Source organism: Blautia sp. SF-50, from assembly GCF_900101315.1.
In the GTDB taxonomy this organism is placed as follows: domain Bacteria; phylum Bacillota; class Clostridia; order Lachnospirales; family Lachnospiraceae; genus Blautia_A; species Blautia_A fusiformis.
This window is the reverse complement of the sequence record NZ_FMUW01000023.1, coordinates 1-12381: the sequence shown is the minus strand read 5'-3', so window position 1 is coordinate 12381 and position 12381 is coordinate 1. Positions and strand designations below refer to the sequence as shown.

Genomic DNA, 12381 nt, shown 5'->3' with positions numbered 1-12381 from the left:
AACAGAAAATCCCCCGTTGATCCGTATGGCAGGATCATCAGGGGATTTTGTCAAAGTTCACAAAAATATTATAAATATTTTATTAAATATTCCAGATAGACAACATATATTTTTTCTGATATTATTACGTACAGTTATTAAATAGTTACGAATCAGAAGGATTGTTACTGAAATATTGATTTATCGTCAGGCAAGACCTTATAGTAGTATAGGAATAGGTTTTCTATATACTGTAATGGTCTTTTTTTATTTGTTTGGCAGCGGGGGAACAGGACTATGGTTATCCATAAGATTTTGAATAATAATCTGATACTGTCCAGGGATGGACAGGGACATGAAGTTATTGTAAAGGGCTGCGGAATTGCCTTTCAGAAAAAGAAAGGACAGCAAGTGGAGGAGTCCAGGATCGAGAAGATCTTTACTGCGGAAAATGCCCAGATCAGCAAGGAGATACAGGGTTATCTGACTGCTATTCCGGAAAAATATCTGGATTTTGTGGAAGCCTTTGTAAATGATGTGAAGGAAAAAGAGGGGATGAAATTAAATGACAGTATTTATTTTTCCCTTAGCGACCATATCATGGGTGCGATCTCCAGACTTGAAAACGGGATCCGCCTTCAGAATATGCTGCTTCTGGATATCAAGCAGCTTTATCATAAGGAATATGAGATCGGCTTGGAATTACTGAAAAAGGTAAATGAGATGTTCGAGGTAGATCTTTCTGCAGATGAAGCAGGATTTTTTGCATTGCATTTTGTGAATGCGGAAGATGGCGGCAAGACGGACAGCTATCAGATTTCCATTATCGTACATCAGATCCTGGACATCGTGGAGAAGTATTATGACAATATGGAATTTCAGGAGGATAATCTGTATTATCAGCGGTTTCTCACGCATCTGAAATATTTTGCCCAGAGATTCCTTCATAAAGAGCTTCACTATGATGAGAATCAGGAGCTTTTCAAGATCATCAAGGAGCAGTACAGAGAAGCTTACGGCTGTGTAAAAATGATCTATCTTATGATGGAAGAGGAATATAAATACGCTATGACTGAGGATGAAATGCTGTATCTGACGATTCATATCCAGAAGATCACAGAAGACCATAAACGTCTGAAAAATCTGTGAAAAGAGATTGTTTTATAAATTAGGTGTTAATGGATTGTTACTGAAATACGTGCCATGTGCGTATCTTTTCAGGCAAGACCTTTAATATAAATTTCAATATTTATTATTAAAGGAGGTCCCCAAATGAAAAAGGACTATGCAAAAACTGCAGACACACTGATTGCAGCGCTGGGCGGAAAAGATAATATCACCCGTCTGTTCCACTGCATGACAAGGCTTCGTTTCTATGTGAAAGACAGATCGAAGATCAACGAGAAAGAGATCTTAAAGCTTTCTGAGATCTCCGGCGTTAACTGGCATGAAGATCAGTTCCAGGTTATCGCAGGAAATGAAGTGAACGCTGTTTACAAGGCATTGGAGGACAAAGGTGTTCCTACCGATGATGCACCGGCAGCGAACTCTGACAGCTCAAAGAGTGTTGTTTCAAAAGTTATCGATGCCATCACCGGATGTATGACCCCGATGATCCCTGCCCTGACTGCAGCCGGTATGATCAAAGTTGTACTTACTCTGCTGACAACTTTTCATCTGGTATCAGAAACAAGCAGTACCTACCAGGTGATCAGTTTTATCGGAGATGTTACTTTCTACTTCATGCCGTTCCTGATCGCAGCAAATGCTGCCAAGGTTTTCCGCGTGAACCAGTCACTAGCGCTGTTTATTGCCGGTGTTTACTTAAGCCCTACCTTTGTAACTATGGTAGCTGGTGATGCGGCCATCACACTGTTTGGTCTGCCGATCACAAAAGCAACTTATTCTTATTCCGTTATTCCGGTTATCCTGATGGTATGGATCACACATTATATTGAGATTCTGGTTGATAAGATCACACCGAAAATGGTAAAACTGATCCTGAACCCGACACTGGTAATTCTGATCAGTGCACCGATCGCCCTGATCGTAGTTGGACCGCTCGGAACAATTATTGGTAACGGACTTGCGGTAGCCATCAACTTCCTGTCCGTAAAACTTGGTTTCATTATTGTAGGTATCCTTGCAGCAACCTTCCCGTTCATCGTTATGACCGGTATGCACCATGCGCTGACACCGATCGGACTGAATGCCATTGCAACCGGTGGTACCGATACACTGATCTTTGTATCTCAGGTATGCTCTAACCTTGCACAGTCCGGAGCTTCTCTTGCAGTAGCTGTAAGATCCAAGGACAGCAACATGAAACAGCTGGCAAGTGCAGCCGGTGTTTCCGCTCTTATGGGTATCACAGAGCCTGCTCTGTATGGTGTTACACTGAAACTGAAAAGACCGGTTGTAGCAGCTTCCATCGCAGCCGGAATCGGTGGTATCGTAGGAGGACTTCTTCAGGTTTCTCTTTACATTGCACAGAATTGTATCATGGCGATCCCGGCGTTTATCGGCGAGAAGGGATTAATCAATCTGATTTATGGAATCATTATGATCGTGGTATCTTTTGTAGCTGCTTTTGTTCTTACGCTTATCTTCGGATTTGAGGATGTAAAGGCTGAGACAGAGGATGAAGTACAGAACACAGATACAGAAAAACAGCCGGCACAGCAGAATGCTCCGCTTGTAGAGAAGATCGAGCTTTGTGCACCGGTAGCAGGAACTGTAAAAGCACTTTCCGATGTTCCGGATAAAACTTTTGCTGATAAGGTTTTAGGCGACGGAGCAGCGATCGTTCCATCAGAAGGTAAGGTTTATGCACCGGCAGATGGTACGGTGGCAAATATCATGGACAGCAAACATGGAATCATGTTTGTGACAGAAAGTGGAGCAGAAATTCTGATCCACATCGGACTTGATACTGTAAATTTAAATGGTAAATATTTTAAATCCCATGTTTCTGATGGAGATAAGGTAAAAAAAGGAAAGCTTCTTGTGGAATTCGATATGGATGCCATTAAGAAAGAAGGATATGATCTGATCACACCGGTTGTTGTGACCAATATTTCTGATTATATCAAAGCAGTATGCATGGAAAAAGAAGATGCAGCTGTAAATGCAGGAGATAAATTCCTGACTATTGTATAAGAATAACAACGAAACATCAGGCGGAGATAACAGATCCGCCTGATGTTTGTAAAAAGGAGAAAATTAAAATATGAAAAATTATAACCGTATGCCGGAAAACTTTCTCTGGGGCGGAGCAACCGCTGCAAACCAGTATGAAGGCGGTTGGGATGAGGATGGCAGAGGCCCGTCCATTGCAGATATCCTGACAGGAGGAAGTGTGGATAAGGAACGTCGTCTTACACCGCCGGCACCGTTACCGGAAGAATTTTATCCCAATCACCAGGCAACTGATTTTTATCATCACTGGAAAGAGGATATTGCTCTTTTTGCAGAGATGGGATTTAAGGTATATCGTTTTTCTATTTCTTGGTCCAGAGTGTTCCCAAATGGGGATGAGGAAACTCCAAATGAGGAAGGCCTTAAGTTCTACGACAATGTGATCGACGAACTGAGAAAATATAACATTGAGCCGCTGATAACGATCTCTCATTATGAGAATCCCCTTCATCTTTCTCTGGAGTATGGTGGATGGAAAAATCGTAAGATGATCGATTTCTATCTTCGATTTGCAAAGGTTTTATTTGAGAGATATAAAGGTAAGGTAAAATACTGGCTGACTTTTAATGAGATCAATATGTTGACGCAGGACTTTGGTGCGGTATTCTGTGCAGGAATGTTGGACCCGAAGGATGTATGTGAGCAGAGCCGTTATCAGGCAATGCATCACCAGCTGGTAGCAAGTGCACTTGCAGTTTCTATGGCTCATGAGATCGATCCGGAGTTTATGCTTGGCTGTATGCTTGCTTATCACAATGGTTATCCATATACCTGCCATCCGGATGATATCTTATATGCACAGCAGTTTGGGCAGATCCACAATTCCATTGCCGGTGATGTTCATGTAAGAGGATATTATCCGGGATTTGCAGCGAGATACTTTGAGGAGCACGGAATCCAGCTGGAGGTTCTTCAGGAGGATACAGAGATCCTCAAGAAGGGTACGGTGGACTTTTTCACTATCAGCTATTATTCCAGTAGTTGTGTCAGCGTGACAAAGGACGGAGAGAAAACGGCCGGAAATGGAAGTGACAATCTGAAAAATCCATATCTGAAAGCTTCCGACTGGGGCTGGCAGATCGATGCAACTGGTCTTCGCTATGTTCTGAACCAGATCTATGACCGCTATCAGATTCCGATCATGATCGTGGAAAATGGTCTTGGGGCGGTGGATCAGCTGACAGAGGATGGAAAGATTCACGATGATTACCGTATTGAATATATGCGCCGCCATATAGAGCAGATGAAGGAAGCAATCCATGACGGAGTAGATCTGATCGGCTACACCTGCTGGGGCTGTACAGATCTTGTCAGTGCCTCCACCGGAGAATTCAAGAAGCGTTATGGTCTTATCTATGTAAATAAAAATGATGACGGGACCGGAGACTTTTCCAGAATCCGCAAAGATTCTTTTTACTGGTACAAAAAAGTGATTGAATCCTGCGGGGAAGAGCTTTAACTGAATCAACTGCGAAGCAGTTATCTGGTGTAGAATTATGTAGCGAATGCGGTTGCTTTTATCCGGCTGACGACAAAATCCTGGAGTATGACAATGTACTCCGGGATTTTTTTGGAAGGTTGACTTTTACACGGTAAAGTGTAATACTTATTGTAAGTGACGAATGTGAGGAGTGTTTTTTATGCTGGATGAAAAAGTACTGCAGGTAGCGATACTTATATGGGGATGTGTATTTTGTGCCATAGCTGCAATATGTATATTTCTGAGCAGTAATTATGACAGGGAAAAGCGTCGGTATCTTATCCTGATGGAGAGTTTTGCTTCCATGTTATTGCTGATGGATGCCATGGCGCATATTTTCAGCGGATATCCCGGAGTTCCGGGCAGTGTGATGGTCCGTATTTCGAGTTTTCTCGTATTCCTTTTAAGTGACGTAGTCCTGCTGTGTTTTCACATTTATGTGTGTGTTTATCTGTTTTCGAAGAGGGAGCGGAGAACATTAAAAAGAGTAAAAGCCGGATATGTTATTGCTGCCGCAGGGGCTGTTTTTGTGGTGATCTCGCAGTTTACTCACTGGTATTATTACATAGATGTGGATAATTATTACCATCGGGCACCGTTATATATTATGTCAATTCTTCTTCCGGCAGCAGGCTTGCTCATTGATCTTACGCTTCTGCTCCAGTACAAAAAGAGAGTCAGCAGGAAGCTCCTGTTCTCTATGCTGTCATGCATTGTACTTCCGGCAGTGGCGGCAGCTGTGCAGGCATTCAGGTATGGAATGTCGCTGATCGATTTTTCTGTTGGTATTTCCATGATCATTATGTTTATCGTGACGATGACGGAGCTGAATCAGGAAATGTATCAGCTGATAAGCAGAGAGGGCAAGATAAAGGAAAGACTTGAGATCGCAACGATACTGAATAAATGCATTGCAGAGCTGATATCAGGAGAAGATGAAGATGCGGCGATCTCCAATCTGCTGCGTATTATCAGCGGGTATTTTGACGGAGATCGCAGTTATATTGTTCAGATCGATGAAAAGAGGAATGTCTGTACAAATACCTATGAGTATGCCATGAACGGAGTGACTGCTGAGAAGGATAATCTTCAGGAGGTTCCCATGGAAATGCTGGATATCTGGATGGACAGCTTTCGGAAAAATGGCCTGTATTATATTCCGGATATTGAGGAGGAGCAGGGGCAGCCGTATTATGAGACTCTGAAGATGCAGGACATTACCAGGCTGCTGGCCGTTCCTTTAAACAGTGACGGAAAGATCATAGGATTTCTCGGGGTAGATAATCCGAGGCTGCATTATGAGGATCATACGCTGCTGTCATCCATACAGTACTTTTTAACGGACAGCCTGAAAGCCAAGGAGCGTAAGGCGCATCTGCAGTACATGAGCTACCGTGATATGCTGACGACCTTGTATAACAGGAACAGGTATATTCAGGTTCTGGAAGGTATGAAGGCAAAAACAGTGATAAAAACAGGAGTAGCATATATTGATATCAATGGTCTGAAACGGGTGAATGATCTTTACGGACATGAGGCCGGAGACAGGCTGATCATAAATACAGCGAGTTCCATGCTTGCGATTCTGCCGGAAAATGCTTACCGGGTAGGTGGCGATGAATTTGTACTTATCTGTTTTGACATGGATGAGAAGATTTTTCGGAGTAAGGTTCGGGATATCTGTGACAGCATTGTTGCTAAAAGGATCAGTGTTTCTGTTGGCGTTGTCTGGGAGGAAAGCTCTTCGGAGCTTGAGACAATGCTGAGAAGAGCAGATGATCTTATGTATGCGGAAAAAAAGAAATATTATGAAGAGCATGGAACGATGTGAAGGTATGCAGCAGAGTGTAAGAGGAGGTCAGAAGAAAATTCTGATAATGCTGTGCCCGGTATTTTTATACCGGGCATTTCGTTTGTGCTAAAAGAAATGCCGGAATAAAAATATCAGACGAAATTTTGAAAAATTTTCTGTAACATTTTTGAGATCAGTGCGTCTTATAAGTGAGAAGGGAGGAAAGAGAAAAACCGATGAACATAGAGGAACTTTACCGGACATATTTTGACATTGTATATCGGTATATCCGTTCTATCTCACAGGATGGATCGCTGGCTGAGGAAGTGACACAGGAGACATTTTTTAAAGCTCTGGAAAAGATAGATCAGTTCCGGGGTGACTGTGATGTGCGTGTGTGGCTCTGCCAGATCGCAAAGAATACGTTGTACGATCATCTGAAAAAACAGAAGAAGCAACTTCTCGGGGATGAGAAGCTGGAAAAAACAGAAAGCGCTGGCGGAGAGCTTCTGGAGGAAAAGCTGGCGCAGCGGAGCCAGGCTATGGAAATCCACAAGGTTCTGCATAGACTTTCGGAACCGTACAAAGAAGTTTTTTCCCTGCGGACCTTCGGAGAGCTGACCTTCCGTGAGATTGGAATGCTTTTTGGAAAAAGTGAAAACTGGGCGAGGGTGACTTATTACCGTGCAAGAGTAAAGATCAGAGAGGAGCTGGAGCAATGAGGATCACATGTGATGTAATACAGGATCTGATGCCATCTTATGTGGACGGCATTTTAAGTGAAGACAGTCAGGCGTTGGTAAAAGAGCATATGGAAGCTTGTAAGGAATGCAGAAAAATGTTGGAGATTATGAAAGAGGAGCAGGGAAAAGAGCAGGCTCAAATGATATTATCTGCAGCCTCCGGAGCACGACACAGAGTTGGTGAAACGGAAAATATCAGAAGCGCAGCCGCACTGAAAAAAATCCGGAAAAAATTAATAATACGCAGAGTGCTGACAGCAGCAGTGGCAGTTATCCTGACACTCATCGCTGCGGCAGCAGGCTACAACCACTGGTATTTCAACGAAAAATACATGACCCTGGAAAATAGCGGAATGTACGTAAAAAATAATAGATTGTATTCTTCCAATAATCTCATCAACCGAATGAAAGTACAGTACACGGAAGAAGGAAAAACAGAGTTCGTCTACGCCATTGACGCGCCATATGCAGGAACTCTGGAACTGAAAGGCGATGACATGCTGCTTCAGGATTTTTCCAAAAAGACAGAGGAAGTATCACCGGAAGATGACAGCATCCCGGAAACGGTAACAGAGGTTTATTATATGAGTGAGGAGGCCAGAAAGAAGAGCCTGGAATTAACAGAGCTGGAAGCAAAGGGAGATCTGGATGCAGCGGAGAAAATTGTGGATGAGATGAAACAGGAATCGAAGCTGATATGGTCGGAACAAGAGGATAGAAATACCGCATCGTCTATGTTAAAATAAAACCTGGACAGTACAGTGAAAAAGTTCTATAAAAATTCTGTGCTGTAGGCAAAAAAACAGACAGCAGTGAATTTACGTATTTACTGCCGAAGAACAGGGGGACATAAGATGTTATTTGTATGCTATCCAAAATGCAGTACCTGCAAAAAGGCTCAGAAATGGCTGGATGAGAGTGGCGCAGAATATACATTGCGTGATATTAAGACGGACAATCCAACTGCAGAGGAACTGAAAGCCTGGTGGGAAAAAAGCGGTCTTCCGCTGAAGCGTTTCTTCAATACCAGTGGAAATATTTATAAAGAGATGAAACTGAAAGATAAACTTCCGGAGATGAGTGAGGAAGAGCAGCTTGCGCTTCTTGCAACAGACGGGATGCTTGTGAAACGACCAATCCTTGTTGGGAAAGACAAGGTGCTGGTGGGCGCTAAAGAAAAAGAATGGGAAGAGTATCTGAAATCATGAAAAAGAAACTGAATTATGCGGATATCGTTAAGGAAACCGTGATCCTCACCGTGGCAGTGGCGATCATTGCAGCGGCGGTATATTTTTTCCTAGTGCCAAGCCATACGTCGGTCAGCAGTATTTCCGGTCTTGGAATCGTGCTTTCCAACTTTGTGCCGCTGCAGCTGTCGGCGATTACCATGATCCTGAATGTGGTATTGCTGATCATTGGATTTTTTACCTGTGGAAGAGAGTTTGGAGTTAAGACGGTTTATACCAGTGTAATGCTGCCGTTGTTTCTGGGATTGTTTGAGATCATTTTTCCAAATTTCGGTTCCATGACAGACAGCCAGGAACTGGATGTTCTGTGTTATATTCTGGTAGTGAGTGTGGGACTTAGCATTCTTTTTAACAGGAATGCATCCTCAGGCGGACTGGATATCGTGGCGAAGATCATGAATAAGTATCTCCACATGGAACTTGGAAAAGCCATGTCTCTTTCCGGTATGTGCGTGGCACTTTCCGCGGCGCTTGTGTATGATAAAAAGACGGTGGTCTTAAGTATTCTGGGAACGTATTTTAACGGAATCGTTCTGGATCATTTTATTTTTGACAATAATATCAAGCGGCGTGTCTGCATCATCACGAAAAAGGAAGAGGAGCTGAGGCAGTTTATCATTCATGACCTGCACAGCGGAGCCACGATCTATGAGGCCATCGGAGCCTATAACATGGAAAAACGCCGTGAGATCATCACCATCGTAGATAAAGGTGAATATCAGAAGCTGATGAAGTTTATAAACCAGGAGGACCCGAAAGCGTTTATCACGGTTTATAATGTATCGAATATGCGGTATCAGCCGAAGAAATAAGAATATTTTGCTGGAATAAAAAAACTCCCGGGACAAAAGGCCCGGGAATTTTTTTGCCATATTTTACAGGAAAATATATTTCAGGATAAACAGCACTGCCAGTACATACATCAGAGCGCTGATCTTCTTTTCTTTTGTCTTACCTGTGATCAGGTTGATTGCTACGTATGTGATAATTCCCATGGAGATACCTTCGGAAATGCTGTAGAAGAACGGCATTGCGATGATACATACATAACATGGGATCGCCTCGGACATATCGCTGAAATCAATGCTGATAACATTGCTGAGCATGTACAGACCGACGATCACCAGAGCCGGAGCTGTGGCAAAGGACGGGATCGCCAGGAAGATCGGAGACAGGAACAGGGACAGGCCAAATAAGATGGCAGTTGTCACTGCGGTAAGTCCGGTTCTTCCGCCTTCGGATACACCGGAAGCACTTTCTACGAAGGTAGTGGTTGTGGATGTACCAAGAACTGCACCGGCAGTTGTTGCAACTGCATCTGCAAGAAGTGCGCCCTTGATGTTAGGAAGCTTGCCATTTTCATCCAGCATGCCTGCTTTAGAAGAGACACCAACGAGAGTTCCAAGAGTATCAAAAAGATCTACAAATAAAAATGCAAACAGGATGACAAGGAAATCCAGTGAGAAAACTCCGTCAAACTGCAGTTTTGCAAAGATCGGAGAAAGACTCGGGATGGAAAGTCCGTTGCTGAAATCCGGAAGCAGGTTGTAGAAACCGATCTCCGGGTTCGGAACATAAAGTCCGGCGAACTGACAGATAATACCAAGCCCCCATGTGATCAGGATTCCCCAGAGGATGTTTCCCTTGACATTTTTTACAACAAGGATTCCTGTTACGATGATTCCGATCAGGGCCAGGATAACGGTGATCCCAACATTGTTAAAGGAAGCCTCCACGCCGTTGGCTGCGTTATAACCGTCTACAGAGAAAAGCTGCAGCAGTGTGGAACCGCCGATTACGATATTGGCGTTCTGTAATCCGACAAATGCAATGAAAAGACCGATACCAACGCTGACTGCGGATTTCAGGTTCAGTGGGATCGCATTGAAGATCGCTTCACGTACATTGGTAAGTGAGAGAACGATGAATACGATACCTTCTGCAAAAACTGCAGTCAGTGCATACTGCCAGCTGTATCCCATGCCGATAACAACAGTGTAGGCAAAGTATGCATTCAGTCCCATTCCAGGTGCAAGTGCGAACGGGTAGTTGGCGAAGATCGCCATCAGCAGCGTTCCAAGGAAGGCTGCCAGTGCGGTAGCTGTGAATACAGCTCCGGAATCCATGCCGGTCGCAGACAGGATGTTCGGGTTAACTGCCAGGATATACGCCATGGTCATGAACGTGGTGATACCTGCCAGAACCTCTGTTTTGGCGTCCGTTTTGTTTGCGGACAGCTTGAAGATTTTTTCTAACATATTTCTTTCCCTTTCTTAAATATGTTTTTGGACAACATGTCTATTTTATCATATAAAAATTTCGTATGCAATCGTTAGTGCTTAACAGATATTGTTATGTAAGGTAATTTTTTGCAAAATACTTTTACAGACAGGCAATTTGTGTGTAAAATACAGGAAAGAGAGTATTTGATTTACAGACGGGTTTATTTTGCAATGAAAGGGGGATGGATAATGTCTGAGAAAAAACTGCGGAATATTACAGATGTGCTCTGTTTTCTGATGATCCTTGGGTACGTGATGTATCTTGTGGCCACCTGGGGAAATCTGCCGGAGAGGGTGCCGATCCATTTTAATGTGCATGGGATCCCGGACCGGTATGGGAAGAAGGGCAGCCTTCTTCTGGAGCCGATTTTGGGGCTGCTGATCCTGGCACTTCTGATGTTCTGTCAGAGATTTCCACAGTGGTGGAATTATCCGGTTGAGGTGACAGAGGAAAACAGAGAGCATATCTTTGAAATCGCGTCAAAAATGATGTCTGTGATCAAGCTGTTATCCATTGGAGTATGTCTTGATGCCGGGATCAGCGGGAATCTGGGAACGGCACCTATGTGGCCGGTGTGGATACTGATCACAGGGATTTTCGTGACATTGATCCTGGGGATCCGGGGGATATATAAGGCTGGTAAAGAAACTGGCATGGATGAGGATGATAAATCGTGAAGCGGTCGTGTTTGTGATCATGTAGCAGAGTGGAAGGGAAATGTTCGATTTATTGTACTGAATATGGATGAAACCAGCGAAAGCGGATCGCGAATATCCGCTTGGTGAAATTATAATAAAAACAGGAAAGGAATCTCAGGAGCATATGGTAGATACAAGAACAGATGAGCTTTACAGAGCGCTTCAGGATAAGGGCTATCCCGATGAGCTGTGCCGGGAAATCGCCTATAAACATATGAATACCGATTACACAGCTACACGGATGCTGGGGTATTTATACAGGGTGACAAGTCCCAGAGTGGAGGATGTGATCGATGAGATGCTGGCGATCTTAAGTGATAGGGAAGCCATCGTCCGGAAGAAAGAGCTGGAGCACGCCCAGGCTACGATCAACAGCGTGTATCGGGAGGGTTTGTAACGGAAATCCCGGAGCTTTGCCAGTGCTGGCGGATCAGAAGCTTCATCCTTTAAGGAAAATCAGGAGATCATGGCTCTGGAGCATCATCTCCTTCCGCAGAAATTCATCATTGATAACTACATCAATATGAACGCACACTTTAATTTTATCCGTTTCTTTTAAACAGTATTGTTATTACGGTAGTGATTACTCTGATCGTAATTTATGCAAGTAATTGAAGATGGACAAAATAGTAATTGTATTAACTGATAAACCATAGTATAATATAAATATGAACACAACATATAAATCAAACAACAATGTCGTCTATTCCTGTAAATACCATGTAGTATGGTGTCCAAAGTATAGACGAAAAGTATTAATTAATGGTGTGGACGTCCGGCTGAAGGAGCTGCTCACAGAGTATGCTGCAAATCTTTCTGTAGACATTCTGGAAATGGAGATCATGCCAGACCATGTTCATATGCTTTTGGAAGTAGATCCTCAGTTTGGCATCCACAAAGCTGTAAAGTCATTTAAAGGCTATACGTCCAGAATTTTAAGACAGGAATTTCCCTATCTTAA

General features: G+C 43.3%; 12 protein-coding genes. 11 read left to right on the top strand and 1 reads right to left on the bottom strand.

Annotated elements, in window-relative coordinates; genetic code table 11:
* Positions 1-276: 276 nt before the first annotated feature.
* From licT to BLP57_RS13040, 8 genes are all read left to right on the top strand, one after another.
* A complete protein-coding gene (licT, locus tag BLP57_RS13075) occupies positions 277-1128 on the top strand; it encodes a BglG family transcription antiterminator LicT (RefSeq protein ID WP_015526343.1) in 852 nt (283 codons plus the stop codon).
* Between the two features lie 123 nt (positions 1129-1251).
* Positions 1252-3138, top strand: coding sequence for a beta-glucoside-specific PTS transporter subunit IIABC (locus tag BLP57_RS13070; protein ID WP_092072296.1), 1887 nt, complete (start codon positions 1252-1254; stop codon positions 3136-3138).
* 70 nt (positions 3139-3208) lie between these two features.
* Entirely contained in the window at positions 3209-4636 is a 1428-nt protein-coding gene (locus BLP57_RS13065; protein ID WP_092072293.1) for a glycoside hydrolase family 1 protein, read from the top strand.
* Between the two features lie 181 nt (positions 4637-4817).
* Positions 4818-6488: a sensor domain-containing diguanylate cyclase gene (locus BLP57_RS13060; protein WP_092072291.1), complete on the top strand. Its 1671-nt coding sequence runs from the start codon at positions 4818-4820 to the stop codon at positions 6486-6488.
* A gap of 197 nt (positions 6489-6685) precedes the next feature.
* Positions 6686-7171 (top strand): RNA polymerase sigma factor, encoded by a 486-nt coding sequence (locus tag BLP57_RS13055; protein ID WP_092072288.1) that lies wholly within the window; start codon positions 6686-6688, stop codon positions 7169-7171.
* Positions 7168-7938: a zf-HC2 domain-containing protein gene (locus tag BLP57_RS13050; protein WP_092072285.1), complete on the top strand. Its 771-nt coding sequence runs from the start codon at positions 7168-7170 to the stop codon at positions 7936-7938. The genes BLP57_RS13055 and BLP57_RS13050 overlap by 4 nt, the downstream gene beginning before the upstream one ends.
* 108 nt (positions 7939-8046) lie before the next feature.
* Positions 8047-8400 carry an arsenate reductase family protein gene (locus BLP57_RS13045; protein ID WP_015526336.1) on the top strand — a complete coding sequence of 118 codons (354 nt, stop codon included), beginning with the start codon at positions 8047-8049 and terminating at the stop codon, positions 8398-8400.
* The gene (locus BLP57_RS13040) at positions 8397-9251 is read left to right on the top strand and encodes a YitT family protein (protein ID WP_015526335.1); all 855 of its coding nucleotides are present in this window, start codon (positions 8397-8399) and stop codon (positions 9249-9251) included. The genes BLP57_RS13045 and BLP57_RS13040 overlap by 4 nt, the downstream gene beginning before the upstream one ends.
* A gap of 63 nt (positions 9252-9314) precedes the next feature.
* Here the strand turns inward: BLP57_RS13040 and BLP57_RS13035 are convergent, their stop codons facing one another.
* Positions 9315-10697 carry an NCS2 family permease gene (locus tag BLP57_RS13035; protein WP_092072282.1) on the bottom strand — a complete coding sequence of 461 codons (1383 nt, stop codon included), beginning with the start codon at positions 10695-10697 and terminating at the stop codon, positions 9315-9317.
* A 213-nt stretch (positions 10698-10910) separates the two neighbouring features.
* Here BLP57_RS13035 and BLP57_RS13030 point away from each other — a divergent pair, with 213 nt between their 5' ends.
* The 3 genes from BLP57_RS13030 to tnpA all read left to right on the top strand — a co-directional run.
* Positions 10911-11399 carry a DUF1648 domain-containing protein gene (locus tag BLP57_RS13030; protein WP_175442986.1) on the top strand — a complete coding sequence of 163 codons (489 nt, stop codon included), beginning with the start codon at positions 10911-10913 and terminating at the stop codon, positions 11397-11399.
* Positions 11400-11466: 67 nt separating this feature from the next.
* Positions 11467-11817 (top strand): hypothetical protein, encoded by a 351-nt coding sequence (locus tag BLP57_RS13025; RefSeq protein ID WP_330389460.1) that lies wholly within the window; start codon positions 11467-11469, stop codon positions 11815-11817.
* 271 nt (positions 11818-12088) lie between these two features.
* The coding region (gene tnpA / locus BLP57_RS13015; protein WP_092072344.1) for an IS200/IS605 family transposase at positions 12089-12381 on the top strand (293 nt) is incomplete at its 3' end.